Below are 25,679 nucleotides of genomic sequence, written 5' to 3' on the forward strand. Positions count from 1 at the left end.
CGACTTCGCGCCGCGCGGCGATCGCCCCTTTGCAAATCAATCACTTAGCCGCGCTGGCACGCCCGTTGCCCCTGTAGGCCAGGGCAGCGCGGTTGCTGCCCGGCAAGTGATGGATTGAACAAGTGAAGCTCTCCAACCAGATCAGCGACTGCCGAAGCGCCGCGGCCATGACGGGGCAGACCTGCTACGTGCGCGTCACCGGCACCCGCGACGCGCGCTTCGTCGAGTTCGAGTTCGCCATCGGAGACCCCGAACTCGCCGTGGAGCTGGTGCTGCGCTTCGACCAGTTCCGCGAATTCTGCGCGCGCCATGCGGTGCAGCAGCTCACGCCCGAGGACGGCGCCCGGCTCGACTACGAGCGCATGAAGTGGCGCTACGGCGCACCGGGCATCGACCACTGAACCCTTTCCCCGTCCGACATCCCCACTCAGGAGACACGCGTGCAAGTCGACATCAAGACCTCCGACATCCGGCCGATCCGGCAGACCTTCTCGCACATCGCGCGGCGGCTCGGCGACAAGCCCGCTTCGCGCTACCAGGAAGCGACGCTCGACATGCAGCCCACCGCCAACTTCCACTACCGGCCGCTGTGGCAGCCCGAGCGCGAGCTGTACGACAAGCGCCGCACGGCCATCGCGATGGCCGACTGGTACACCTTCAAGGACCCGCGCCACTACTACTACGGCGTGTACACGATGACGCGGGCTCGCCAGCAAGAAGGCGCCGACCGCCAGTTCGAATTCGCCGACAAGCGCGGCCTGCTGGCCGCGGCCGGGCCCTCGGTGCGCGAGGCGCTCGAGCAGGTGCTGGTGCCGCTGCGGCACTACGAGTGGGGTGCCAACATGAACATGAGTTATTGCTGCGGCTATGGCTACGGCACGGCCATCACCCAGCCCTTCATCTTCGCGGCCATGGACCGGCTGGGCATCGCGCAGTACGTGTCGCGCGTCGGCCTGCAGCTCGACGGCAACACCGGCGCCGCGCTGGATGCCGGCAAGAAGGCCTGGCTCGAGCATCCGGCCTGGCAGGGGCTGCGCCGCTCGGTGGAACAGATGTTCGTCACCGCAGACTGGTTCGAGCTGTTCGTCGCGCAATGCCTGGTGGCCGACGGGCTGGTGTACCCCCTGCTCTACCGCCGCTTCGCCAACGCCCAGGGCGCCGCCACCGGCCATGCGCTGGCGATGCTGACCGAATTCCAGAACGAGTGGTTCGACGAGACGGCGCGCTGGGTCGACGCCACGCTCAAGACCGCGGCCGGCGAATCGCCCGCGAATGCCGCGCTGCTCGCGCAGTGGTACGCGCACTGGCGCGACGAACTTGCCGCGGCCGTCGAACCTTTGGCTGCGCTGGCCTTCGGCGCTGCCGGTGCCGACGTGCTGGCCGAGGTGCGTGCCGAGCTGGACGCGCGCGCCGCACGCCTTGGCCTGAGCCTTGACTTGGGCCTCGCCGCCTGAGCCCCACCCGATTCAACAGGAGACCCGCATGAGCACCACCACCCCGCAGGCCGCGACGCGCGCCCCCGTCTTCATCGCGCTGCAGACCAGCGAGTCCGCGCGCGCCATCGTCGAGGCGATCGTCGACGACAACCCGGAGGCCAGCGTCAACGAGTACCCGGCCATGGTCAAGATCGACGCGCCCGGCCGCCTGACCATTCGCCGCGAAACCGTGGAAGCCCGCATCGGCCGGGCCTGGGACACGCAGGAGCTGCACCTGAGCCTGATCTCGCTGTCCGGGAACATCGACGAGAGCGACGACGAATTCACCCTGCACTGGGGCGCTTGAGCACCGCACACGAGGACCACGACATGAGCACGACCCACACCACCAAGCGCCTCGGCCTGAAGGAGCGCTACGCCATGATGACCCGCGGCCTGGGCTGGGAGACCAGCTACCAGCCGATGGACAAGGTGTTCCCCTACGACCAGTTCGAAGGCATCAAGATCCACGACTGGGACCGCTGGGAAGACCCCTTCCGCCTCACCATGGACGCTTACTGGAAGTTCCAGGGCGAGAAGGAGAAGAAGCTCTACGCGATCATCGACGCCTTCCAGCAGAACAACGGGCAGTTCAACGTCAGCGACCCGCGCTATCTGAACACGCTCAAGCTCTTCCTCACCGGCGTGTCGCCGCTCGAATACGCGGCGCACCGCGGCTATGCGATGGCCGGGCGCTCGCTGCGCGGCGTGGGCGCGCGGGTGGCCTGCCAGATGCAGTCGATCGACGAGCTGCGCCACTGTCAGACGCAGTTCCACACCATCAGCCACTTCAACAAGTACTTCCACGGGCTGCACGACCCGCAGCACATGCACGACCGCGTGTGGTACCTCTCGGTGCCCAAGAGCTACTTCGAAGACGCGATGAGCGCGGGGCCCTTCGAGTTCATCACCGCGATCTCGTTCTCCTTCGAATACGTGCTGACCAACCTGCTCTTCATGCCCTTCATGAGCGGCGCGGCCTACAACGGCGACATGGCGACCGTCACCTTCGGCTTCTCGGCCCAGAGCGACGAATCGCGCCACATGACGCTGGGGCTGGAGGTTGTGAAGTTCATCCTCGAGCAGGACCCGGACAACGTGCCGATCGTGCAGAAGTGGATCGACAAGTGGTTCTGGCGCGGCTACCGACTGCTCACGCTGGTGGCGATGATGATGGACTACATGCTGCCCAAGCGCGTGATGAGCTGGCAGGAAGCCTGGGAGATGTACTTCGAGAAGAACGGCGGCGCGCTGTTCGAGGACCTCTCGCGCTACGGCATCCGCATGCCGAAGTACCACGAGGTGGCGAGCAAGGAGAAGACGCGGCTGTCGCACGAGGCCTGGGCCATCTTCAACAACTACGGGCACGCGGCCAACATCAACGTGTGGGTGCCGCAGCCCGACGAGATGAGCTGGCTGTCGGAAAAGTACCCGGACACCTTCGACCGCCTGTATCGCCCGCGCTTCGAATGGCTGGCCGAGCAGGAGCGGCAGGGCCAGCGCTGGTTCAACAACACCCTGCCGATGCTCTGCCAGACCTGCCAGATCCCGATGGCCTTCACCGAGCCGGACGACCCCACCAAGATCTGCTACCGCGAGACCACCTACCACGGCATGAAGCACCACTTCTGCTCCGACGGGTGCAAGGACATCTTCGAGGACGAGCCCGAGAAGTACGTGCAGGCGTGGCTGCCGGTGCATCAGATCTACCAGGGCAACTGCTTCCCTGAAGGCACCGATCCGACCGTCGAGGGCTTTAACCCGCTGGCGGCGGTGCTGCAGTACTACCACATCGAACCCGGCGTCGACAGCGGCGAGTTCAACAGCTCGCCGGACCGGGCGAACTGGGAGCGGTGGACCGGGCAAGACCTGCAGCCCAAGGCGGCCTGAAGTCGCCCTCGCCCCAACCCTCTCCCGCCAGCGGGAGAGGGGGCAAGACAAGCGTCCTTCCCCAACCTCCGGCGTGGGCCGGAACTCCCTCTCCCGCTTGCGGGAGAGGGCGGGGGTGAGGGTGCGTGCCTCAGCAACTGATTGAACATGAACACAAGGAGACTCCCATGCCCGTCGTCGCACTCGCCCCCCACTACCAAGGCACCGTCGCCGATGCCGAAGACCGCTTCCACGGCAACCGCCTGCTCTACATCGGCTGGGAAGACCACCTGCTGTTCTGCTCGCCGGTGTGCCTGCCGCTGCCGCCCGGCATGCCCTTCGGCGCACTGCTGAAGGACGTGCTGCCCGGCGTCTACGGCAGCCACCCGGATTTCGCGCGCATCGACTGGACGCAGGTGCGCTGGCTCGATTCCGGCAAGCCCTTCACACCCGACCCCGCGAAGTCGCTCGCCGACAACGGCCTGGTCCACAAGTCGGTGATCCGCTTCCGCACGCCCGGCCTCGCCGGCATCGGCGGTTCGCGCAGCTGAGAGCCAGGGAGCACGCCATGAGCTTCCAGATCACGATCGAGCCGCTGGGCCAGGGCATCGCCGCGGCCGACGGACAGACGGTGCTCGACGCCTGCCTGCGTGCCGGCGTGTGGCTGCCCCATGCCTGCGGCCACGGCGTCTGCGGCACCTGCAAGGTGCAGCTGCTCGAAGGCGAATGCGAGCACGGCGATGCCTCCAACTTCGCGCTGATGGACTTCGAACGCGACGAGGGCAAGATCCTCGCCTGCTGCGCGATGGCGCAGGGCGACATCGTCATCGAGGCCGAGATCGACGAAGATCCCGACGCGCAGTTCCTTCCGCTCGAGGACTTCGAGGCCGAGTTGGTCGAAGCGCGCATGCTCACGCCCACCATTCGCGGCCTGTGGCTGCGCACCGCTCAGCCGGTGCCCTTCCAGGCCGGCCAGTACCTGATGCTGCACGTGCCGGGCGTGGATGGCGCACGGGCCTTCTCGATCGCCAACGCGCCGCAGGACGGCTTGATCGAACTGCACATCCGCCGCGTGCCCGGCGGCCGCGCCACGGGCTGGTTGCACGAGTCGCTGCAGCCGGGCGACGCGCTTCGATTCACCGCACCCAACGGCCGCTTCTTCGTGCGCAAGTCGGCCGGGCTGCCGATGATCTTCGTGGCCGGCGGCTCGGGCCTGTCGAGCCCCAAGTCGATGGTGCAGGACCTGCTGGCCGAAGGCTGCGAGCTGCCGATCACGCTGGTGCAGGGCGCGCGCAGCCGCGACGAGCTGTACTACCGCGAGCTCTTCGAAGCGCTGGCCGAACTGCATCCGAACTTCACGTACATCCCGGTGCTGTCGGACCTGCAGCCCGGCGACGACTGGGCCGGCGAACGCGGCTTCGCGCACGAAGCGCTCAAGGCGCATTTCGCGAACGACTTCCGCGGCCACAAGGCCTACCTGTGCGGACCGCCGCCGATGACCGAGGCCTGCATCGCCACGCTGATGCAGGGGCGGCTCTTCGAGCGCGACATCTACACCGAGAAGTTCTTCACCGCCGCCGATGCAGCCAACGCGGCACCGCGCAGCCCGCTCTTCAAGGCCCTTTGAGCTTCGCTCCATGACCATGACCTACGCGATCGCCATCGGCAACACGCAGGAGCAGTACCGCTGCCGCGCCGACCAGACCCTGCTGGGCGGCATGGAGCAGCTCGGCCGCAAGGGCATCCCGGTCGGCTGCCGCGGCGGCGGCTGCGGCGTGTGCAAGGTGCGCATCGAGTCGGGCACGACCCGCTGCGAGCGCATGAGCCGCTGTCACGTGAGCGCCGACGAAGAGGCGCAGGGCTACGTGCTGGCCTGCCGCGCCTATCCGCAGAGCGACCTGGCGTTGCGGGCCGTCGAGCGCCTGGCGCGCTGCATCGAGCGGCATCGCACGCCGACCTTCTTGCAATCCGCTTCGCAACCCCTTTCCCAACCCTGAACCCCCCACCCACCCCACCAAGGAGACTCACCATGGCACTCACAGGCGTCCTTCGCCCCGGCCACGTCCAGCTGCGCGTGCTCGACATGACCGCTTCGCTGCGTCACTACCGCGACGTGCTCGGCCTCATCGAGACCGGCCGCGACGCGCAGGGCCGCGTCTATTTCAAGGCCTGGGACGAGCACGACCACCACAGCGTGGTGCTGCGTGAAGCCGACACGGCCGGCATGGACTTCATGGGCTTTCGCGTCGATTCGCCGGCCACGCTGGAGCGGCTGGCCGCGCAGGTCAAGGCCAGCGGGCTCGCGAGCGACATCCACTGGATCGAAGCCGGCGAACTGCTGAAGACCGGCCAGCGCCTGCGCTTCACCGTGCCCACCGGCCATCTGATCGAGCTCTTCGCCGAGAAGGAAAAGGTCGGCAACGGCATGCCTTACGAAAACCCCGAAGTCTCGCCCGACGACTTGAAGGGCATGGCGCCCTCGCGCTTCGACCACTGCCTGCTCTACGGCGACGACGTCGACGGCACGGTGAAGCTCTTCACCGAGGTGCTGGGCTTCGAGATGGCCGAGAAGGTGGTGGCCGGGCCCGAGAAGATGCTGATCGCGGCCTTCCTGACCTGCAGCACCAAGCCGCACGACATCGCCTTCATCCGCCACGCGGAGAAGAACAAGTTCCACCACGCCTCCTTCATGCTCGACAACTGGGGCGAGGTGCTGAAGGCGGCCGACATCATCACGAAGAAGCGGGTGTCGCTGGACATCGGCCCGACGCGCCACGGCATCACGCGCGGCGAGACGATCTATTTCTTCGACCCGAGCGGCAACCGCAACGAGGTGTTCTCGGGCGGCTACATCTACTACCCGGACAAGCCGCCGCTGGTGTGGACCGACGACGAGCTGGGGCGCGCGATCTTCTATCACGACCGCAAGCTCAACGAGAACTTCCTGTCGGTGCTGACCTGAGGGCGTGGCGATGAAGCAGTTCCTCAACTTCATCGGCGGCGAGTTCGTCGCCACCGGCCGCACCTTCGACAACCGCGCGCCGGTCGACGACCGCGTGCTGGGCCAGGTGCACGAGGCCGGCGCGGCCGAGGTCGATGCCGCGGTGCGGGCCGCACGCGCCGCGCTCGACGGCGAATGGGGCCGCATGCCGGTGGCGCGCCGCGTCGAGCTGCTGCATGCGGTGGCCGACGAGATCAACCGCCGCTTCGACGACTTCCTGCAGGCCGAGATGGCCGACACCGGCAAGCCGCATGCGTTGGCCTCGCACGTGGACATTCCGCGCGGCGCGGCCAACTTCAAGGTCTTCGCCGACATGGTGAAGAACGTTCCCACCGAGAGCTTCGAGATGACGACGCCCGACGGCGGCCAGGCGCTCAACTACGCGCTGCGCTCGCCCGTGGGCGTGATCGGCGTGGTGTGCCCGTGGAACCTGCCGTTGCTGCTGATGACCTGGAAGGTGGGCCCGGCGCTGGCCTGCGGCAACACGGTGGTCGTCAAGCCCTCGGAAGAGACGCCCGCGACCGCCACGCTGCTGGGCGAGGTGATGAATGCGGTGGGCATTCCGCCGGGCGTCTACAACGTGGTGCACGGCTTCGGGCCCGGCTCGGCCGGCGAGTACCTGACGCGCCATGCGGGCGTGAACGCGATCACCTTCACCGGCGAGACGCGCACCGGCGAGGCCATCATGGCGGCCGCGGCGCAGGGCGTGCGGCCGGTGTCCTTCGAGTTGGGCGGCAAGAACGCCGGCATCGTGTTCGCCGACGCCGATTTCGAGCAGGCGGTCGCCGGCATCACGCGCAGCGCCTTCGAGAACTGCGGCCAGGTCTGCCTGGGCACCGAGCGGGTGTACGTGGAGCGGCCGATCTTCGAACGCTTCGTGTCCGCGCTGAAGGCGAAGGCCGAGGCGCTGAAGCCCGGGCCGTCGGAAGACCCCGGCGTGGGCATCGGGCCGCTGATCTCCAGGGAGCATCAGCAGAAGGTGCTGGGCTACTACGACAAGGCCGTGAAGGACGGCGCCACCGTGGTCACCGGCGGCGGCGTGCCCAAGATGGCCGGCGCCCTGGCGGAAGGCCACTGGGTGCAGCCGACCATCTGGACCGGCCTGCCCGAGTCGGCCGCGGTGATCCGCGAGGAGATCTTCGGCCCCTGCTGCCACATCGCGCCCTTCGACTCCGAGGACGAGGCGATCGCGTTGGCCAACGCCACCGACTACGGCCTCGCCACCACCGTGTGGACCCGCGACCTGGGCCGCGCGCACCGCGTGGCGCGGCGCGTCGAGGTGGGCATCTGCTGGATCAACAGCTGGTTCCTGCGCGACCTGCGCACGCCTTTCGGCGGCGCCAAGGCCTCGGGCATCGGCCGCGAAGGCGGCGTGCATTCGCTGGAGTTCTACACCGAGCTTCGCAACGTCTGCGTGAAGCTGTGAAGGGGCCGACGTGAGCAATCCCGAGATCGCCGGCACGGTGCGCACCGGCGCCTTCCGCACCAACGTGCACGACCTGGGCGAAGGGCCGCCGGTGCTCTTCATCCACGGCTCCGGCCCCGGCGTGAGCGCGTGGGCCAACTGGCGGCTGGCGCTGCCCGAGCTCGCGAAGACGCGCCGCGTGATCGCGCCGGACATGGCGGGCTTCGGCTTCACCGAGCGTGTACCGGATGCGCAGTACACGATGGACGGCTGGGTCCAGCAGGCCATCGACTTGCTGGACGCGCTGGACGTCGAGCGCACCGACCTGGTCGGCAACTCGTTCGGCGGTGCGCTGTCGCTGGCACTGGCGATCCGCGCGCCGCACCGCGTGCGGCGGCTGGTGCTGATGGGCAGCGTGGGCGTGCCCTTCGACATCACCCCGGGGCTGGATGCGGTGTGGGGCTACACGCCGTCGTTCGAGAACATGCGCCGGATCATGGACGTGTTCGCCTTCGACCGCGGCCTGGTCACCGACGAGTTGGCGCAGCTGCGCTACGAGGCCAGCGTGCGGCCGGGCTTCCAGGCGTCCTTCGCGGCGATGTTCCCGGCGCCGCGGCAGAGATGGGTGGATGCCATGGCCAGCCCCGAGGCCGCCATCCGCGCCCTGCCCCACGAGACGCTGCTGCTCCACGGACGCGAGGACCAGGTGATTCCGCTCTCCACCTCGCTCACGCTGGCCCAGTGGATTCCGAACAGCCAGCTGCACGTGTTCGGCCGCTGCGGGCACTGGACGCAGATCGAGCACGGCGCGCGCTTCGTGCGGCTGGTGCGCGACTTCCTGGACGAAGGCATCTGATTCAACGCAACGAAGGACCATGAGATGGAACCGCAACTGATCGAACAGCTCGGCGACGAGCTCTACGCCGCGCTCACCGCGCGCCAGCCGATAGCCCCGCTGACCGAGCGCCACGAGGGCATCGGCATCGAGGACGCCTACCGCATCCAGCAGCGCATGATCGCTCGCCGCCTGGAAGCCGGCGAACGCGTCGTCGGCAAGAAGGTCGGCGTGACCTCGCGCGCCGTGATGAACATGCTGGGCGTGTACCAGCCCGACTTCGGCTACCTGCTCGACGGCATGGTGGTCAACGAGGGCGAGTCGATCGACAGCACGACGCTGATCCAGCCCAAGGCCGAGGGCGAGATCGCCTTCGTGCTGAAGCGCGACCTGATGGGGCCGGGCATCGGCGCGGCCGACGTGCTGGCCGCCACCGAATGCGTGATGCCCTGCTTCGAGATCGTCGATTCGCGCATCCGCGACTGGAAGATCAAGATCGCCGACACCGTGGCCGACAACGCCTCCTGCGGCGTCTTCGTGCTGGGCGACAGCGCGGTCGATCCGCGCCGCGTGGACCTCACGACCTGCGGCATGGTGCTGGAGAAGAACGGCGAGATCGTCGCCACCGGCGCGGGGGCGGCCGCGCTGGGCTCGCCGCTCAACGCGGTGGCCTGGCTGGCCAACACGCTGGGCGGCCTGGGCATCGGGCTCAAGGCCGGCGAGGTGGTGCTCTCGGGCGCGCTGGCTGCCATGTTCCCGGCCAAGGCCGGCGATAACTTCCGCGTGTCGATCGGCGGCCTCGGTGGCTGCTCCGTCCGCTTTCATTGAAGGAACGAACCCCATGAGCAAGAAGATCAAGTGCGCGCTGATCGGCCCCGGCAACATCGGCACCGACCTGCTCGCGAAGCTGCAGCGCAGTCCCGTGCTGGAGCCGGTGTGGATGGTGGGCATCGACCCCGAATCCGACGGCCTGCAGCGCGCCCGCGAGATGGGCCTGAAGACCACCGCCGAAGGCGTGGACGGCCTGCTGCCCCACGTGGAGGCCGACGGCGTGCAGATCGCCTTCGACGCCACCAGCGCCTACGTGCACGCCGAGAACAGCGCCAAGCTCAATGCATTGGGCGTGCTGATGATCGACCTGACGCCTGCGGCCATCGGGCCTTATTGCGTGCCGCCGGTCAACCTGGCGGCGCAGCTCGGCGAGCGGCCGATGAACGTGAACATGGTCACCTGCGGCGGCCAGGCCACCATTCCGATGGTGGCGGCCGTCTCGCGCGTGCAGCCGGTGGCCTACGGCGAGATCGTGGCGACCGTGTCCAGCAAATCGGTCGGCCCCGGTACACGCAAGAACATCGACGAGTTCACGCGCACCACGGCCGGCGCCGTGGAACGCGTGGGCGGTGCGGCGGAGGGCAAGGCGATCATCATCGTCAACCCGGCCGAGCCGCCGCTGATGATGCGCGACACCGTGCATTGCCTGACCGAAGGCGAGCCCGACCAGGAAGCCATCACCGCGTCGGTGCATCGCATGATCGCCGAGGTGCGCAAGTACGTGCCTGGCTACCGCCTGGTCAACGGGCCGGTGTTCGACGGCCGGCGCGTGTCGATCTACCTGGAGGTGGAAGGCCTGGGCGACTACCTGCCCAAATACGCCGGCAACCTCGACATCATGACCGCCGCCGCCGCGCGCACCGCCGAGATGTTCGCCGAGGCGATGCTCGCCGGCCGCTACCAGACCGAAGCCCTCGCCGCATAGGAGCACCCCATGAGCCTTCAAGGAACGAAAGTGACCGTGCACGACATGACGCTGCGCGACGGCATGCATCCCCAGCGCCACCAGATGTCGTTGGCGCAGATGATCGACATCGCTACCGGCCTCGACGCAGCAGGCGTGCCGCTGATCGAGGTGACGCACGGCGACGGCCTGGGCGGCAGCTCGGTCAACTACGGCTTTCCGGCGCACAGCGACGAGGCCTACCTCGGCGCGGTGATCCCGCGCATGCGCCGGGCCAAGGTGTCGGCGCTGCTGATCCCGGGCATCGGCACCGTCGACCACCTGCGCATGGCGCACGGCCTGGGTGTGCACACGGTGCGCGTGGCCACCCATTGCACCGAGGCCGACGTGTCGGAGCAGCACATCGCGATGGCGCGCAAGCTCGGGCTGGACACGGTGGGCTTCCTGATGATGGCGCACATGGCCGGCCCCGCCATGCTGGTGCGGCAAGCCCTGCTGATGGAGGGCTACGGCGCCAACTGCATCTACGTCACCGATTCAGCCGGCTTCATGCTGCCCGAGGACGTGAAGGCGCGCGTGGGCGCGGTGCGCGCGGCGCTGAAGCCCGAGACCGAGCTGGGCTTTCATGGCCATCACAACCTGGCGATGGGCGTGGCGAACTCGATCGCCGCGGTGGAAGCGGGCGCGAACCGCATCGACGCGGCAGCCGCCGGGCTGGGCGCCGGCGCGGGCAACACGCCCTTGGAGGTATTCGTCGCGGTGTGCGAGCGCATGGGCATCGACACCGGCGTGGACGTGTTCGAGATCCAGGACGTGGCCGAAGACCGGGTGGTGCCGATCATGGACCAGCCCATTCGCGTGGACCGCGACTCGCTCACGCTGGGCTATGCGGGCGTGTATTCCAGCTTTCTGCTGTTCGCGAAGCGCGCCGAGAAGAAATGGGGCGTGCCGGCGCGCGAGATCCTGGTGGAGCTGGGGCGGCGCGGCATGGTCGGCGGGCAGGAGGACATGATCGAGGACACGGCGATCACGCTGGCGCGCACGCGCCGCGCGGTGCTGGGCGCGCAAGCGGCGCAGGAGGTGGCGGCATGAAGCTCGACGCACGCACCATCGCCGCGCTGGCGGAGCATCTCGAAGGCTGCGAACTGGGCGCGCGCGACACGCCCAAGATCACCGACGAGCATCCGCAGATGGACTGGGACGACGCCTATGCGATCCAGGACGCGATTCGCGCCCGAAAGCAGGTGCGCGGCCTCCGCATCGTCGGGCTCAAGGCGGGGCTGACCTCGCACGCGAAGATGAAGCAGATGGGCGTGGCCAGCCCGGTCTTCGGCTTCCTGGCCGAGCCGCATGCGCTGCCCGAAGGTGCGGAATGCAAGGTGAGCGAGCTGATCCATCCCAAGGTCGAGCCCGAGATCGCCTTCGTCACGCGCCGCCCGCTCAAGGGCCCGGGCTGCCACATCGGCGCGGTGCTGGCCGCCACCGACTTCGTGCTGCCCGGCATCGAGGTGATCGACAGCCGCTACCGCGACTTCAAGTTCGACCTGAAGAGCGTCGTCGCCGACAACACCTCGGCCGCCCGCTTCGTGGTCGGCGGCCAGGCGCGTGCCGCATCCGAGGTGGACCTGCGCACCACCGGCATCGTGCTGGAGAAGAACGGCGTGCCCGTGGCCTTCGGCGCCGGCGCGGCCGTGCTGGGCCACCCCGCCGCGGCCATCGCGATGTTGGCCAACCACCTGGGCGCGCGCGGCGAGGAGATTCCGGCCGGCACGCTCATCCTGTCGGGCGGCATCACCGAGGCCGTGGCCGTGGAGGCCGGCGACGCGGTCACGCTGCGGGTGCAGGGCATGGGTAGCGTCGGGCTGCGTTTTGTCTGAGGAAGCAGGGAAGCCTCAACCCGCCCGGCAGTTGCCGAACTCGCAGCGCACCGCCAGCGACTGGCCGTTGCTGCAGGCCACGCTGTAGCGCTCGAAGCCGGGCCCTTTGTCGACCAGGTTGGCCATGGGCACTGCGGCGCAGCTGCGGGACTTGGCGAATTGCTCGGCGGTGTACGTGTCGCGGCCCGTGACGCGCAAGGCTGTCTCGGCGCGGCGCTGGCCCGGGGGCATCCAGGTCACTTGCACGCTCGGGTCCTGGTTGACGTAGCCGCGCTGTGCGAGGCAGTTGAGCATGGAGGTTTCCTGCCGTGCGTACCAGACGCGGCGCTCGGGGGTGTAGACGGCGCGCTGGAAGGCGTACAGCCCGCCGACCACCGCCACGCCGCTGAGCGTCGGGATACCGGCCATCCACCCCGCACCGACGACACCCGTGTCGAGCACCACGAGCGCATCGTCGTGCTGGCTGGCGCGGAAGGGGATGCTGGCGGCGGCGGTGCGGCAACGGGCCAGATCGGCGTCATAGGCCGCCGGGGTCTTGTCGGCGGGGGCCTGCACCACGGGAACGTAGTCCGAGCCGGAACCGGAACCGGGGCCTTCGTTGGGGCGGGTGGCGCAGCCCGCTACGAGGGCGGCGATGCAGACGATGCTCAGCAGACTTTTCATGGATGTCCTCGACGGGCCTCTACTCCGCCGCCGATTGGAGCACACAAATGGTTACTTTCCCAAGTGACTTTTGCCCGGACGGGGCGCCGGCGCTACAGGCCGATGCCGAGGGCGGCCCTGGCGCCAGGCCATTGCGGCTCGCCTGAGGACGAAGCTGAGCCGACCGGAGCAAGCGTGCGGTGCAGAAAGTCGGCCATGGCACCTTCGACGGTGGTGGGCCCGCCGTCGTCGCGCAGGACCGCCGCTTCCGCGCGGTAGAAGTGCCCTGCGCCAGGCACCCGGACCTGCGTGCAATTCAGCCCTGCCTGCCGCAGCCGTGCGACCAGACCGGGTGCGGCGGCAGCCACGTAGTCGAGGTCGTGCTCGGCACTGGCGACCAGCACCGCGGGCCCCTGGCCTGAACAGCGTGCGAGGTGCCGCTGCAAATCGTCGTCGTCGACGTAGCCGGACAAGGCCACCACCGCCGCCACCGGCACCTGCTCTCCGAACGCGACGTTGAGCGCCGTGCGGGCGCCTGCGGAGAACCCCCCGATCGCGATGCGCGCCGGGTCGACCTGCCAGGCATCGGCCTGCCGGCGCACGAAGCGGGTGGCGGCCGCCATGTCGTCGCTGGCGGCCTCGATGCCGCGCCAGAGCATGTCGGGCGTGGCAGGCGGCAGCTGCATCAGCTGGCGAACCACGTCGACGCGCGCGGTCGGGATGCGTTCCGGCGCGCCGACCACGGGCGTGTCGCCGGGTTCCGGGTCTTCGGGGACGAGGCGATAGTCGATCGTGCAGGCCACGTAGCCGCGGCGGGCGAAGCGCCGGCAGTACTCGGCCACGGCCGTGTTGCCGCCTTCCGCCTCGAACGCATCGTCTTCCTTGCAACCCCGGTGGAAGGCACCGCCGAAGGCAAGGATCAGCGCCGGCATCAGCTGACCGGCGGGTAGCGGATCGACGGGGCGGTAGAGGTCCAGGGTCAGCTCGCGCTCGACCGGACCGCCCGGCCGTTCACGCCCGACCCGGCCGCGGCCGTACACCAGGTTGCGCACGCACTCGATCTGGTGCGCGGGCGCCTCGGGGGCGACGGAAGCCAGGTTCACGGTTCGTCCTTCGACGTCAATCGACGTCAATCGACGGAGGCGCCGGATTCGCGCGCAACGCGGCCCCAGACCTGCACGTTGTCCTTGAACGCGGCGGCCCACTGCGCCGGTGTCTGAGGCTCGACGGGCATCGAGCCGCTGTCGATCAGCAGGCTGCGCATGTCGGGCCTTGCCATCACCTTGTTGAGTGCGCCGTTGAGCCGTGCCGTGACGGCCGCGTCCATGCCCGCCGGACCGAAGACCGCATACCAGCCCACCGTGTCGAAGGGAATGCCGGCCTGCGACAGCGTGGGCAGATCGGGGAAGGCCGGCGAACGCACGGGCCCCGTGATGGCGAGCGCGCGCAGACGGCCGGCCTTGATCAGCGGCGTCATGGAGACCACATCCATGATCGCCACGCCGATCTGGCCCGAGAGGATGTCCGGCAGCGCGGCCTGCCCGCCCTTGTAGGGCACGTGGGTCATGCCGAAGCCGCCCAGCGACTTCATGCGCTCACCCACCAGGTGCGGCGGCGCGCCGTTGCCGAAGGTGGCGTAGCTGATGGCATTGCCGTCCTTCTTGGCGACGGCGACCAGGTCCGCGATGCTACGCAGGGGAGACTCGGCACGCGTCACGACCAGCAGCGGCACGCTCGCGATCTGGGCCACTGGCGTGAAGTCCTTGACGGGGTCGAAGCTCGGGTTCTTGAAGACGGCGGGCGCAATGGCGAAGGGCGCGGAGGTCAGCATCAGCGTGTAGCCGTCGGGTGCCGAGCGCGCGACGCTGTCGGCGCCGATGTTGCCGCTGGCGCCGGCCTTGTTGTCGACGATGACCGGCTGCCCGAGTTCTTCGCGCAGGTGCTCGGCCAGCTTGCGCGCCACGATGTCGGTGCCGCCGCCGGCCGGGAAAGGCACGACCAGCTTGATCGGACGGGCCGGATAGGCCTGCGCGTGAACGAGGCCCGCGAAGCCTCCGAGGGCCAGCCCTGCCGCCAGCCCCAGCATCAGCGCGGAGCGCCGGGTCGTCACTTTCGTCATTGCAGCTCCTGCCAGGAATGAAATCGGATGCCCGGATGATGGGTCGGCATCCCATAATGATCTACACCTGCTTTCATCTGAATCCATCGCGATCTCTTATGCAAGATGCTTCGCTCCAGTTGGCGCTCAACCTCCGTCGGCTGCGCCTGCGGCACCTCGAAGTTCTGCTGGCCGTCGCCCGCCACGGCAGCCTCACGGCCGCTGCAGAGGGCCTGGGCGCCACCCAGCCCGCCGTGTCGCAATGGCTGGCCGAGATCGAGTCGGCCCTCGGCGTGCCGCTGTTCCAGCGCGGTCGGCAGATCCGGCCCAGCCCCTATCTGCCGGTGGCGTTGCGTCACGCGCGGCGCATGGTGGAAGACTCGCGCCAGCTCGAACACGAACTCGCCGCCGTGGGCGCCGGCACGCTGGGCGCAGTGCGCATCGGCAGCATGCTGGTCGGCAGCGCGGGGCTGCTGCCGCGTGCGCTGCTGGCGCTGGCCGCGCAGGCCGAGCCCGTGCGGATCGAAGTGGTGGAAGACACCGCCGCTGGCCTGTGGGCACGCTTCGAGCGCCGCGAGCTGGACTTGATCCTGGGTCGCCTGGACGCTCGAGCCTTCGGCGCGACGGTGCACAGCGAGGCGCTCTTCAAGGACCCGCACTGCCTCGTCGCCGGCCGAAGGCATCCGCTGCTGCGCGTGGCCAAGCCATCCTGGGCGCGAGCTGCCGCCTATCCGTGGATCCTGCCGCCGCGGCAGACCGCGCTGCGCGATGCGATCGACGCGACCTTCGTCGACGCGGGGCTGGCGCCGCCTGCCGCGTGGGTCGAATCGACATCGCCGACCTTGAACCAGGCACTGATGCGCGAGAGCCCGTGCATCGGCGTGCTTTCGGGCGAAGCGGCGCGCCACTACCAGCGCCTGGGGCTGCTGTCGATCCTGCCGCTCACCTTGAGCTCCGACGTGGGGCCGGTCGGCACGGTGTGGGACCGGCAGGAACCCAGCCCCGCGCTGACGCAGGTGCTTCAGGCCTTGCGCGAGGCAAGTCCGCCCGGCCCCGATGCGCGCGCCGCGCCTCGGGCGGTGCGAGGCACGCGATAGCATCGACGCCTTTGGCTCGATGCTTACCGCCACCCTCTTCTGCCTGGTCGTCGCCGTCGGCGACGGCGACTCCCTCAAGGTCCGCTGCGGCGAGCCCGGCCACTATCGCCAGATCAGCGTGCGGCTGCATGCGATCGACGCGCCGGAGTGGAACCAGCCCTTCGGCCGGCGCGCCAAGCAGGCCTTGTCGCGCATCGCGTTCGGCAAGCAAGCGCGGCTGGATTGCGGCGAGGACGACCGCTACCAGCGTCGGGTCTGCCGTGTGCGCGTGGCGCCGGACAGTTGCGTGGAAGCGAACTGCGCAAAGACGCTCGATGCCGGCCTGGGCATGCTCACACTCGGCCTGGCGTGGTGGGCGCGCGGCTATGCCGACGAACAGCCGGCCGGCGAACGCGGGCAGTACGCGTTTGCCGAACGCGAGGCCAGGGGCAAGCGCGCCGGCCTCTGGGCCGATCGCGATGCGGTGCCGCCCTGGACCTGGCGCGCCCAGCACCCGCGGCCTCGCTGAATCGCGCGGCATCGGATAGGCTCGGCCCCGATGAATGCACTCGTCGCCCTCAGTTGCCCCCAGTGCTCGGCCCCGCTGCCCCGCGCGGCGCGGTGGCGCACGGTGGAATGCGTCTACTGCGGCACGACCGTGGTCCGTGGCGAGCAGACCGTCCGGCGCGAGGAATACCGCGCGGCATGGAAGCGCGCACAGTCGCAAGCGGCGTCGGCCGGCGCGCAGGTGCTGCGCTGGCGCGGCGCGTCCTACCGCGTGCTCGCCAGGCTGGGACGCGGCGAGCATGCCGACGTGCTGCTGGCCGAGCGGCTGGGGCCGTTGCCCGAGCAGGTGACGCTCAAGCTCGCGCTCGACGACGATGGCGCCCGGGTGTTGGTCCGGGAGGCGGCGGCGTTGAACGCGCTGCAGGCGCTGAGCGTGCCGGGTGCGGCCTACTTCACGCGGCGCCTGCCGCAACCCGTCGGCACCGGCCTGGCGGAAGGCTGGAGCGACGGCAGCCGCGATGCGCTCGTGCTGCGCCATCCGACCGGGTTCTGGGGCAGCCTGGAAGCGGTGCGCGCGAATCAGGTCCAGGGCATCGACCCACGCCATGCCGTCTGGCTCTGGCGCCGCATGCTCGAGGTGCTGGCCTTCGTGCATGACGCCGGCTGGAGCCACGGCGCCATCGCCCCCGAACACGCACTGGTACACCCACGGAACCACGGCGTGCTGCTGATCGGCTGGTCGCAGGCCCGACCGAACGCAAGCCGCGCCGCGGCCGCGCGCGACCTGCGCCAATCGGCCTGGACGCTGCGCGCGCTGCTTCAGGGCGCTGGCGATGCGGCGCCGGGCTTGGGCCCGCACACGCCGGCGCCGCTGGCCAGCCTGCTGCGCGATTGCAGCGACGGTGCCGGCACTTGCGAACGGCTGGGCGCGCGTGGCATCGAGGCGGCGCTGTCCGATGCAGCGCGTGCATCCTTCGGCGCGCCGGAGTTCGTCCACTTCGATCCGGCGCCGCGCGGCGCCTGAGCCTTCAGACCACCGACACCACACAGGAGATCACAGAGCATGGGTTACGGAAACTACTCGCACGCCGCCCACGCGGCCCTGGTGGCCGACCGCGCGCACCGCTCGGGCGCCGAGGTGTTCCGGCAGGACGCCACGCATGCGCTGATGAACCCCAAGGGTCTGAAGCTGCGCGAGTCGCGCGACAACGCCGACCACCCGAACTCGCTGGCCATCGCCTTCGCGCTCGACGTGACCGGCTCGATGGGCGACATCCCGCAGACCCTGGCGCGGCGCGAGCTGCCCAACTTCATGAAGCTCATGACCGACTGCGGCGTGGCCGATCCGCAGCTGATGTTCATGGCGATCGGCGACGCCACGTCCGACCAGGCGCCGCTGCAGGTGGGCCAGTTCGAGTCGACGGCCGAACTGATGGACCAGTGGCTGACCTGGAGTTACCTGGAAGGCGGTGGCGGCGGCAGCGGCTCGGAAAGCTACGAGCTGGCCTTCTACGTGATCGCGCAGCACACCGACTTCGACTGCATGGCCAAGCGCAACAAGCGCGGCTACCTGTTCATGACGGGCGACGAGTTGCCCTACCCCGCCGTGTCGCGCCACCAGGTCGAGGCGCTGATCGGCGAGAAGCTCGACGAAGACATCCCCATCGAAGAAGCGATCGCTGCGGCGGCCGAGACTTGCCACCTGTTCTTCCTGATCCCCGACGCGCAGCGCCGCCGCGCCTGCGAGCCGCGCTGGCGTGAACTGCTGGGCGACCACGTGATCTGCATGGAGTCGCCCGACGACGCCTGCGCGGTGGCGGCCGGCATCGTGGCGTTGACCGAGAAGGCCGTGCCCAGCCTCGACGGACTGGCGCAGGTGATGGGCTCGCACGGCATGGCACGCGAGCGGGTCAACGCCGTGGTGCATGCGCTCGAAGGCTATGCGGCAGTGCTCGACCCCAACGCCCCGCGACGCGTGCACACCGGCGCCACCGCGCCCGGCACCGCACGTTCGTCGTGGTGGAAGCGCCTGTTCGGCTGACGAGCCGGCTGGCGGGCTGGCAGGCTGACTGATGGCTCGCGCCGATTGACCACGCGCTACGTCTCGCTGCTGGGGCTGGGCTTCGGCGACTGCGGCAAGGGACGCTTCGTCGATCACTTCGCGCGCGATTGGAAGGCCCACACGGTGGTGCGCTTCAACGGCGGCGCGCAGGCCGGGCACAACGTGCTGCTGGCCGATGGACGCCACCACACCTTCGCGCAGTTCGGTGCCGGCAGCTTCCAAGGTGCGACGGGCACGCTGCTGGCGAGCCCGGTGGTGGTGCACCCGACCGCGCTGCTTGTCGAGCACGACGTGCTGCGGCGTGCCGGTGTGCATCACGCCATGGCGCGCCTGCTGATCGATGCACGCTGCCGCGTCACCACGCCTTTTCACCAGGCCATGGGACGGCTGCGCGAATGGGCGCGCGGCGGGGCGGCGCACGGCAGCTGCGGCGTGGGCGTCGGCGAGACGGTGCGGCAGGCGCTGGCTGCGCCGGACGAGGCGCTGCACTACGGCGACCTCGCGCAGCCTGCGTTGGCCCTCGGCAAGCTGGAGGCGCTGCGTGCGCGCCTGCGGAACGAACTCGACGCACTGCCCTTCACGCCGGGCAGCGATGCCGCGCAGGAGCGGGCGATGTTCGACGACGACGCGCTCTCACGGCGTTGGCTCGCGGCCGCGGCGCCATGCGTGCGACAGGCACCGCCTGCGAGCCGCGATGCCATCGGCGCGCGGCTCGCCCGGCCTGGCGTGGTGCTGTTCGAAGGCGCACAGGGCGTGCTGCTCGACGAATGGCAAGGCTTCCATCCGCATACGAGCTGGAGCACCGTATCCACGGCCGCAGTCGAGGCGGTGCTTGCGGATGCCGGCATCGCCGCACACGCGCGAGTGCAGCATCTGGGCGTGCTGCGCAGCTATTTCACGCGCCACGGCGCCGGGCCGCTGCCGACGGAAGATGCAGTACTCGATCGCCTGGCCGAGCCGCACAACGCGAGCCATGGTTGGCAAGGCCGCTTCAGGCGCGGGCATCCCGATGCGGTTCTGTGGCGCCATGCGCTGGCGGCGGTGGGCCGACTCGACGGGCTGGCGGCGAGCCATCTCGATGCGGTCGACGGCAGCTTGCGTTGGTGCGAGTCGTACTCGCTGGCTGGCGATGCCGGTCCCCTCCACACCTTGCCGCGCAGCACGGGTCGCGACCTGGCGCATCAGGAAGCCCTGACAGGCCTCTTGTACGCCGCACGCCCTTGCTACGACCGGCGCGCCATCGCATCGGCCGACGATTGGATCGCGCGCATCGAGGCGCTTGCCGGCGGCTGCCGCGTGCGTTACGGCGCCTTCGGCCCGGTGGCGGGCCAGGTGAAGAGCTTCACGCCCCTGGCCGATTGATCGCGCCTGCCCCTCAGGCCGGCTTGTGCGCCGCCACCGGCAACACGGTGCGGGCCACCACGCGGTCGATGCGCTTGCCATCCAGCGCCACGATCTCGAACTGCCAGTCGCCGCAGTCGATGCGCTCGCCCACCTCGGGCAGGTGGCCCGCCACGAAGATCAGCAGGCCCGCCACCGTGTTGTAGCGGCCGCGTTCTTCCTCGGGCAGTTCGCGGATGCCGAGGCGTGCGCGCAACTCGGCCACCGGCATCAGGCCGTCGAGCTCCCACACGCCGTCGACGCGCTTGTGCGCCCAGGCGTCGGCCTGGGTGGCGGTCTGCAGCTCGCCGGTGATGGCTTCGAGCAGATCGCCGGGCGTCATGAGGCCCTGCACCACGCCGTATTCGTCGACCACGAAGACCATGCGCGCGGCGCGCGCGCGGAATTGCTCGAGCAGTTCCATGCCGGTCAACGTCTCGGGCACGAAGACGGCGGGCAGCACTTCGGTCTCGAGGCTGGCATCGTGCGTGGCGCCGAGCGCCAGCAGCCGCGCCACGCTGATGATGCCCACCACGTCGTCGAGCGACTGGCGGCACACGGCGTACCACGAATGGGTCTGGTCGCGCGACGCGTCGGCCGCGACGCGTTGCAGGGCCTCGGCCACGCTGGAAGACGCCTCGAGCCAGTCGATGTCGGCACGCGTGACCATCAGCGAACTCAGGCGCCGGTCGTCGAGGTGGAACACGTTGCGCACCATCTGGTGCTCGTGCATCTCGATCACGCCGGCGTCGACGCCCTCTTCGAGGCTGGCCGAGATTTCTTCTTCGGTGACGACGCGAGCCGCGTTCGAGTCGATGCGCAGCAGCTTGAGCACCGTGGCCGTGGCGCCCGACAGCAGCAGCACGAAGGGCTTGGCCGCCGCTGCCAGCATGTGCATCGGCCGTGCGACGTAGCGCGCCACGGGCTCGGGATAGAGCTGGCCGATGCGCTTGGGCACCAGCTCGCCGAAGATGATCGTGAAGAAGGTGATGCACACCACCACCACGGCGGTCGAGGCGACGCTGGCCGTGCCTGCGCCCATGCCTGCTTCTTCCATCCACACGGCCAGGGGTGCCGCGAAGGCGGCCTCGCCGACGATGCCGCTCAGCATGCCGATAGAGGTGATGCCGATCTGCACGGTCGAAAGAAACTGGGTCGGCGACTCCATCAGCTTCAGTGCGGCGGCAGCCCCCGCGTCTCCGGTTTCGGCCAGTGCCGCCAGGCGGGCGCGGCGGCTCGTGGAGAGGGCCATTTCGGACATTGCGAACACTGCGTTGAGCGTGGTCAGCAAGGCCAGCAGGAAAACATCCATGTATGCGGGGGAGAATGAGAACCATGGCACTCTACCTGATCGGTGACGTGCAGGGCTGCGACGAAGCCCTGGCGCGCCTGCTCGACGACATCGCTTTCTCCCCCAGCCGAGACCACCTGGTGCTGCTGGGCGACCTGGTCAACCGAGGTCCCGATTCGCTGTCCGTGCTGCGTCGCGTGCAGGGCTTGGACGGTGCCGCGCAGTCATTGCTGGGCAACCACGACCTGCACCTGCTCGGTGTGTCGCAGGGCGCGCGCAAGCCGGGCCGAAAGGACACGCTGGCCGAGTTGCTGAACGCGCCCGACCGCGAAGCGCTGCTCGACTGGCTGCGGCGCCAGTCGCTGGCGCTGCACCGCGCGTTGGGCCATACCGATCTGCTGATGGTGCATGCGGGCGTGCTGCCGCAGTGGAGCCTGGGCGACGCGCTGGCGCTGGCGTCCGAACTCGAATCGGTGCTGCGCGGCCCGGGCTGGAGCGCGTTCCTGCATGAGATGTACGGCAACGTGCCGGCGCAATGGCATGACTCGCTGACCGGCACGGCGCGCCTGCGGGTGATCGTCAACGCATTGACGCGGCTGCGCTTCTGCAGCGCCGAAGGCGTGATGGAATTCGACGCGAAAGACGGCACGGCGGCCGCACCGGAGGGCTACATGCCCTGGTTCGACGTGCCGGGGCGGCGCACCGCCGACGTCACCGTCGCCTTCGGCCACTGGTCCACGCTGGGTTGGGTGTCGCGGCCCGACCTGATGTCGACCGACACGGGCTGCGTCTGGGGCGGATGCCTCAGCGCGGTGCGCATGGGTGCGACGACCGCCGAGCGCGAATTGATCCAGGTGCGTTGCAAGCAGGCGCAGAAGCCGGGCTGACCGGCTTCGTCACGCGACGCGTCAAGAGCTCGCGGGTGCCGCGGCCTTGAACAGCGCCGCCACCTTGCGCTTGGTCTTGATGTTGCTCGAGATGCCACGCGTCGCATGGGCCTTCGGCGTTGCTTCCCAGGACGGCGCTGCCTCGCGTTCGGGCGTCTCGTAGGGCTTCTCGAAGAAGGGGTCGCGCGGTGCCGCCGGTGCGCGGTGCGGGCGGGCGCCGCGGCCGAAGCGTGCATCACCGGCGCGTTCGCGCGGCTGGTCGAGCACGTCGCGCGCATCGCCGGCTTCGCCCTCGTCGCGCCAGTGGCGGCGGCCGTCGTTGATCCGTCCGCGCGGGCGGTCTTCGTCGAATTCCACCGGCTCCAGCTCGATCTTTTTCTTGATCAGCTTCTCGATGTCGGCCACCAGCCGCACATCGTTGCCGCCGCTGGCGAAGCTCACGGCCAGGCCCGAAGCGCCCGCGCGACCCGTGCGGCCGATGCGGTGCACGTAGTCTTCGGCGTTGAAGGGGATGTCGAAGTTGAAGACCGCGGGCACGTCCTTGATGTCGAGGCCGCGCGCCGCGACGTCGGTGGCGACCAGCAGGTCGACCTCGCCGGCCTTGAAGGCGGCCAGCGACTTCAGGCGCTCGTCCTGGCTCTTGTCGCCGTGCAGCGCGGTGGTGTTGAGGCCGTCACGTTCGAGCGAGCGAGCGAGCCGCGCACAGCCGAGCTTGCTGTTGACGAATACGAAGGCCTGCTTGAGGCCGCGCTGCCGCAGGATCTGCTTCAGCGCGCGGCGCTTGTCGTCGTCGCTCACGCTGTAGAAATGCTGCTCGACGGTGGACGCCGTTTCGTTGGGCCGCGCCACCTCGATGGTGACGGGGTTCTGCAGGTAGCTGCTGGCCAGGCGCTTGATTTCCGGCGAGAAGGTTGCCGAGAAGAGCAGCGTGGTCCGCTGCTTCGGCAGGTACGACAGGATGCGCTGCAGGTCGGGCAGGAAGCCGATGTCGAGCATGCGGTCGGCCTCGTCGAGCACCACGTACTCGACCTGGTTGAGCACCGCGTTCTTGGCCTCGATGTGGTCGAGCAGCCGGCCGGGCGTGGCGACCAGCACTTCGACGCCCTTCTTGAGTTCCAGCGTCTGCGGCTTCATGTCGATGCCACCGAACACCACCGTGCTGCGCAGGTTGGTGTACTTGGCGTACATCTTGACCTGCTGTGCGACCTGGTCGGCGAGCTCGCGCGTGGGCAGCAAAACCAGCGCGCGCACCGGGTGACGGGCCGGCGAGGTCGAGCTGTTCTCGTGCTTGAGCATGCGCTGCAACAGGGGCAGGGAGAAGGCGGCCGTCTTGCCGGTGCCGGTCTGTGCCGCGCCCATCACGTCCTGGCCTGCGAGCACCACCGGGATGGCCTGCGCCTGGATCGGCGTCATGCTTTCGTAGCCCATTTCGGCCACGGCGCGCGCCAATGGTTCGGCCAGGGAAAGATTGGAGAAGGAACTGGTCATGAACCGGCTATTGTCGCACTGCGGCAAAAACCGGGGATGACAGTGCGGTGACTGGATGTTTCGCTACCGAATCGATAGCGCCGAATCTGTGCTGCGCAGGCGCTGCGAGATTCGCAGCAACCTTGGAGCCCCTCGCGCCCTACAGGCTGCGCGCCGCAAAGGTGTCGCAGTCCTGAATCTTCCCGGTCTTGTAGCCTGCACCGAACCACCGCTGGCGCTGGGCACTAGAGCCGTGGGTGAAGCTGTCGGGCACCACCGCCCGGCCGGCCGAACGCTGCAGCGCGTCGTCGCCGATCTTCGCAGCGGCATTCATGGCCGCCTCGATGTCGCCCGGGTCCAGCCACTGCTTCGATTCCTGCGAGTGGTGCGCCCACACGCCGGCGAAGCAGTCGGCCTGCAGCTCGACGCGCACGCTGAGCGCGTTGCCCTGCGATTCGCTGAGCCGTCCGCGCATCTGGTCGACCTTGCCGGTGATGCCCAGTTCGTCCTGCACGTGGTGGCCGACCTCGTGCGCGATGACGTAGGCCCGCGCGAACTCGCCCGGGGCGCCCAGCTGGCGCGAGAGCGTGTCGTAGAAGCCGAGGTCGATGTAGACCTTCTTGTCGCCCGGGCAGTAGAACGGCCCCATGGCCGACTGGCCGGTGCCGCAGGCAGTGGGCGTGGCCCCACGAAACAGCACCAGGCGCGTGGGCGTGTAGTTACCGCCGTTCTGGCGAAAGATGTCGGTCCACACCACTTCGGTGTTGCGCAGCACAGTCGACACGAAGGCGGCTTCCTTGTCCTCGGCCGGCGGCTTGCGCGCAGGCCCTTGCTGCTGCACTTGCGGCGCGGGCTCGCCCCCGCTCATGAGGCCCAGCAGCGTAAGCGGGTTGATGCCGAAGATCCAGCCGGCGATCACCGCCACGGCGACCGTGCCGAGGCCCACGCTGCGCCCGCCGATCGGCAGGCCGCCGAAGCCCCCACCCCCGCCGCCACGACGGTCCTCGACGTTGTCCGATTGTTCGTTGCCTTCCCATCTCATGGCGCGCTCCTGGCCGCCCGCGGCGGCTGTGTGCTGCGATGGTACGCGCTCAACGGAACGGGGCGTATCCCACCGTCACCACGCCATCCACCTGTTGCTGCGATCGCATCTGCTGTGCCTGCAGCGCGGCCGACTTGGCGCTGGCCTCGGCGCGTGCCTGCAGCTCGCGCTGCTCGGCCCTGAGCACCTGCGAATGGACGATGGAAACCATCAGTGCAACCTGCGCCAGCACCACGAGCAGCAGGGTACCCATCACCAGCAGGCGGTAGGGGTGCGTCTCGCGCAGGTATTGAGTGATCGACGACATGGCTTCGCTCCCGAAAATCCGTCGCGAGGCTGCGACGGGCATGTAACGAAGCGTGCCGATGTTTCAGAGCTGCCGCAGGGTGTGCGAATCCCAAGCGCGTGTAGGAAGGCGCCTGAACGCGGGATCAGGCCTTCGGCAACGTCACGCCGCGCTGGCCCTGGTACTTGCCGCCGCGGTCCTTGTAGCTGGTCTCGCAGACCTCGTCGCTTTCGAAGAACAGCACCTGGGCGCAGCCCTCGCCGGCGTAGATCTTGGCCGGCAGCGGCGTGGTGTTGCTGAATTCCAGCGTGACGTAACCTTCCCATTCGGGCTCGAAGGGCGTGACGTTGACGATGATGCCGCAGCGCGCATAGGTGCTCTTGCCGAGGCAGATGGTGAGCACGTTGCGCGGGATGCGGAAGTACTCGACGGTGCGCGCCAGCGCGAAGCTGTTGGGCGGGATGATGCAGAACTCGCCGTGCATGTCGACGAAGCTCTTCTCGTCGAAGTTCTTCGGGTCGACCACCGTGCTGTGGATGTTGGTGAAGACCTTGAATTCGGGCGCGCAGCGGATGTCGTAGCCGTAGCTCGAGGTGCCGTAGCTGATGATGCGGTGTCCCTCCCGCTCGCGGATCTGGCCCGGCTCGAAGGGCTCGATCATGCCGTTCTTCTCGGCCATGCGCCGGATCCACTTGTCGCTCTTGATGCTCATGTCGGGGCGTCCTTCGTTGGGGCCGCCATTCT

The 25,679-nt window shown here is 69.0% G+C and carries 28 protein-coding genes; 20 read left to right on the forward strand and 8 right to left on the reverse strand.

Annotated elements, in window-relative coordinates; all coding sequences use genetic code 11:
- The first annotated feature begins 122 nt into the window (after positions 1-122).
- The 14 genes from B0W80_RS15730 to dmpH all read left to right on the forward strand — a co-directional run bounded on the left by B0W80_RS15730 (position 123) and on the right by dmpH (position 12,197).
- Positions 123-401, forward strand: coding sequence for a phenol hydroxylase subunit (locus B0W80_RS15730; protein ID WP_256856593.1), 279 nt, complete (start codon positions 123-125; stop codon positions 399-401).
- Positions 402-440: 39 nt separating this feature from the next.
- Entirely contained in the window at positions 441-1,454 is a 1,014-nt protein-coding gene (locus B0W80_RS15735; protein WP_077000098.1) for an aromatic/alkene monooxygenase hydroxylase subunit beta, read from the forward strand.
- A 28-nt stretch (positions 1,455-1,482) separates the two neighbouring features.
- On the forward strand, positions 1,483-1,782 hold the full coding sequence (locus B0W80_RS15740) for an MmoB/DmpM family protein (protein ID WP_077000099.1): 300 nt from the start codon (positions 1,483-1,485) through the stop codon (positions 1,780-1,782).
- A 23-nt stretch (positions 1,783-1,805) separates the two neighbouring features.
- A complete protein-coding gene (locus B0W80_RS15745; RefSeq protein ID WP_077000156.1) occupies positions 1,806-3,365 on the forward strand; it encodes an aromatic/alkene/methane monooxygenase hydroxylase/oxygenase subunit alpha in 1,560 nt (519 codons plus the stop codon).
- A gap of 167 nt (positions 3,366-3,532) precedes the next feature.
- Positions 3,533-3,895: a phenol hydroxylase subunit P4 gene (locus B0W80_RS15750; protein ID WP_077000100.1), complete on the forward strand. Its 363-nt coding sequence runs from the start codon at positions 3,533-3,535 to the stop codon at positions 3,893-3,895.
- A 17-nt stretch (positions 3,896-3,912) separates the two neighbouring features.
- Positions 3,913-4,971, forward strand: coding sequence for an NADH:ubiquinone reductase (Na(+)-transporting) subunit F (locus B0W80_RS15755; protein ID WP_077000101.1), 1,059 nt, complete (start codon positions 3,913-3,915; stop codon positions 4,969-4,971).
- Between the two features lie 10 nt (positions 4,972-4,981).
- Positions 4,982-5,341 carry a 2Fe-2S iron-sulfur cluster binding domain-containing protein gene (locus B0W80_RS15760; RefSeq protein WP_077000102.1) on the forward strand — a complete coding sequence of 120 codons (360 nt, stop codon included), beginning with the start codon at positions 4,982-4,984 and terminating at the stop codon, positions 5,339-5,341.
- Between the two features lie 32 nt (positions 5,342-5,373).
- Positions 5,374-6,306, forward strand: coding sequence for a catechol 2,3-dioxygenase (locus B0W80_RS15765; protein WP_077000103.1), 933 nt, complete (start codon positions 5,374-5,376; stop codon positions 6,304-6,306).
- Positions 6,307-6,316: 10 nt separating this feature from the next.
- The gene (locus B0W80_RS15770; RefSeq protein WP_077000104.1) at positions 6,317-7,771 is read left to right on the forward strand and encodes a 2-hydroxymuconic semialdehyde dehydrogenase; all 1,455 of its coding nucleotides are present in this window, start codon (positions 6,317-6,319) and stop codon (positions 7,769-7,771) included.
- Between the two features lie 10 nt (positions 7,772-7,781).
- Positions 7,782-8,606, forward strand: coding sequence for an alpha/beta fold hydrolase (locus B0W80_RS15775; RefSeq protein WP_077000105.1), 825 nt, complete (start codon positions 7,782-7,784; stop codon positions 8,604-8,606).
- Positions 8,607-8,630: 24 nt separating this feature from the next.
- On the forward strand, positions 8,631-9,413 hold the full coding sequence (dmpE, locus tag B0W80_RS15780) for a 2-oxopent-4-enoate hydratase (RefSeq protein WP_077000106.1): 783 nt from the start codon (positions 8,631-8,633) through the stop codon (positions 9,411-9,413).
- A 13-nt stretch (positions 9,414-9,426) separates the two neighbouring features.
- Positions 9,427-10,341, forward strand: a complete 915-nt coding sequence (locus B0W80_RS15785) for an acetaldehyde dehydrogenase (acetylating) (RefSeq protein ID WP_077000107.1) — start codon at positions 9,427-9,429, stop codon at positions 10,339-10,341.
- A gap of 9 nt (positions 10,342-10,350) precedes the next feature.
- Positions 10,351-11,412, forward strand: a complete 1,062-nt coding sequence (dmpG, locus tag B0W80_RS15790) for a 4-hydroxy-2-oxovalerate aldolase (protein ID WP_077000108.1) — start codon at positions 10,351-10,353, stop codon at positions 11,410-11,412.
- A complete protein-coding gene (gene dmpH, locus B0W80_RS15795; RefSeq protein ID WP_077000109.1) occupies positions 11,409-12,197 on the forward strand; it encodes a 2-oxo-3-hexenedioate decarboxylase in 789 nt (262 codons plus the stop codon). Before dmpG ends, dmpH begins: the two co-directional genes overlap by 4 nt.
- A gap of 15 nt (positions 12,198-12,212) precedes the next feature.
- Here the strand turns inward: dmpH and B0W80_RS15800 are convergent, their stop codons facing one another.
- The 3 genes from B0W80_RS15800 to B0W80_RS15810 form a co-directional block, all read right to left on the reverse strand.
- Positions 12,213-12,860, reverse strand: a complete 648-nt coding sequence (locus B0W80_RS15800) for a hypothetical protein (RefSeq protein ID WP_077000110.1) — start codon at positions 12,858-12,860, stop codon at positions 12,213-12,215.
- 92 nt (positions 12,861-12,952) lie between these two features.
- A complete protein-coding gene (locus B0W80_RS15805; RefSeq protein ID WP_077000111.1) occupies positions 12,953-13,942 on the reverse strand; it encodes an alpha/beta hydrolase in 990 nt (329 codons plus the stop codon).
- A gap of 26 nt (positions 13,943-13,968) precedes the next feature.
- The gene (locus B0W80_RS15810) at positions 13,969-14,958 is read right to left on the reverse strand and encodes a tripartite tricarboxylate transporter substrate binding protein (protein WP_256856594.1); all 990 of its coding nucleotides are present in this window, start codon (positions 14,956-14,958) and stop codon (positions 13,969-13,971) included.
- Between the two features lie 98 nt (positions 14,959-15,056).
- On the opposite strand from B0W80_RS15810, the gene B0W80_RS15815 reads away from it, so the two are divergent.
- From B0W80_RS15815 to B0W80_RS15835, 5 genes are read left to right on the forward strand one after another with little or no spacing between them, the layout of a single operon-like run.
- Complete coding sequence (locus tag B0W80_RS15815; RefSeq protein ID WP_077000112.1) at positions 15,057-16,034, forward strand: LysR substrate-binding domain-containing protein; 978 nt, start codon at positions 15,057-15,059, stop codon at positions 16,032-16,034.
- 19 nt (positions 16,035-16,053) lie between these two features.
- Entirely contained in the window at positions 16,054-16,542 is a 489-nt protein-coding gene (locus B0W80_RS15820; protein WP_077000158.1) for a thermonuclease family protein, read from the forward strand.
- Positions 16,543-16,572: 30 nt separating this feature from the next.
- On the forward strand, positions 16,573-17,544 hold the full coding sequence (locus B0W80_RS15825) for a serine/threonine protein kinase (protein ID WP_077000113.1): 972 nt from the start codon (positions 16,573-16,575) through the stop codon (positions 17,542-17,544).
- A 39-nt stretch (positions 17,545-17,583) separates the two neighbouring features.
- Positions 17,584-18,561, forward strand: coding sequence for a hypothetical protein (locus tag B0W80_RS15830; protein ID WP_077000114.1), 978 nt, complete (start codon positions 17,584-17,586; stop codon positions 18,559-18,561).
- 45 nt (positions 18,562-18,606) lie between these two features.
- Positions 18,607-19,944 carry an adenylosuccinate synthetase gene (locus tag B0W80_RS15835; RefSeq protein ID WP_077000115.1) on the forward strand — a complete coding sequence of 446 codons (1,338 nt, stop codon included), beginning with the start codon at positions 18,607-18,609 and terminating at the stop codon, positions 19,942-19,944.
- 13 nt (positions 19,945-19,957) lie between these two features.
- On the opposite strand, the gene B0W80_RS15840 is transcribed toward B0W80_RS15835, so the two are convergent.
- Positions 19,958-21,274 carry a hemolysin family protein gene (locus B0W80_RS15840; protein ID WP_077000116.1) on the reverse strand — a complete coding sequence of 439 codons (1,317 nt, stop codon included), beginning with the start codon at positions 21,272-21,274 and terminating at the stop codon, positions 19,958-19,960.
- A 23-nt stretch (positions 21,275-21,297) separates the two neighbouring features.
- Here B0W80_RS15840 and B0W80_RS15845 point away from each other — a divergent pair, with 23 nt between their 5' ends.
- Entirely contained in the window at positions 21,298-22,140 is an 843-nt protein-coding gene (locus tag B0W80_RS15845) for a symmetrical bis(5'-nucleosyl)-tetraphosphatase (protein ID WP_077000117.1), read from the forward strand.
- Positions 22,141-22,161: 21 nt separating this feature from the next.
- On the opposite strand, the gene B0W80_RS15850 is transcribed toward B0W80_RS15845, so the two are convergent.
- The 4 genes from B0W80_RS15850 to dcd all read right to left on the reverse strand — a co-directional run bounded on the left by B0W80_RS15850 (position 22,162) and on the right by dcd (position 25,647).
- Positions 22,162-23,628: a DEAD/DEAH box helicase gene (locus tag B0W80_RS15850; RefSeq protein ID WP_077000118.1), complete on the reverse strand. Its 1,467-nt coding sequence runs from the start codon at positions 23,626-23,628 to the stop codon at positions 22,162-22,164.
- Positions 23,629-23,767: 139 nt separating this feature from the next.
- The gene (locus B0W80_RS15855) at positions 23,768-24,649 is read right to left on the reverse strand and encodes a neutral zinc metallopeptidase (RefSeq protein WP_077000119.1); all 882 of its coding nucleotides are present in this window, start codon (positions 24,647-24,649) and stop codon (positions 23,768-23,770) included.
- Between the two features lie 49 nt (positions 24,650-24,698).
- Positions 24,699-24,956, reverse strand: coding sequence for a hypothetical protein (locus B0W80_RS15860; protein ID WP_143684648.1), 258 nt, complete (start codon positions 24,954-24,956; stop codon positions 24,699-24,701).
- A gap of 124 nt (positions 24,957-25,080) precedes the next feature.
- Entirely contained in the window at positions 25,081-25,647 is a 567-nt protein-coding gene (gene dcd / locus B0W80_RS15865; RefSeq protein ID WP_077000121.1) for a dCTP deaminase, read from the reverse strand.
- Between the last annotated feature and the right edge of the window lie 32 nt (positions 25,648-25,679).

It is taken from the genome of Variovorax sp. KK3, assembly GCF_001984055.1.
Taxonomy (GTDB): domain Bacteria; phylum Pseudomonadota; class Gammaproteobacteria; order Burkholderiales; family Burkholderiaceae_C; genus Variovorax.